Source organism: Streptococcus suis (genome assembly GCF_002960425.1).
Taxonomy (GTDB): domain Bacteria; phylum Bacillota; class Bacilli; order Lactobacillales; family Streptococcaceae; genus Streptococcus; species Streptococcus suis_S.
Genome location: NZ_POIZ01000080.1, coordinates 1 through 227, shown reverse-complemented (window position 1 = coordinate 227; position 227 = coordinate 1). Strand labels below are relative to the sequence as shown.

The window sequence follows — 227 nt, the reverse complement described above, 5'->3', positions numbered from 1 at the left end:
TATAAGAAGAGTGATGCCAATCCTGAAAACTGGACTTACTTAGAAGATTCTGACCAGTGGATAAAACCAGATGGGGTTGTCTACTCGTTTAAGAATTATTCACGAAGAACGGACAAGTATGGATTTGAGAGAGATATTAAGATTTACGAAGCTGATCCTGTACAAGCTAGTGAAGAGTTAGACCAGTTAGCACGGACAGAGAAAGGAAACCTCAAACAAATTCAGTA

The 227-nt window shown here is 38.8% G+C and carries 1 pseudogene; it reads left to right on the top strand.

What is annotated here, in order from left to right:
- Positions 1-227 (top strand): annotated as a pseudogene (locus C1G57_RS09180) (IS5/IS1182 family transposase); the annotation flags it as partial.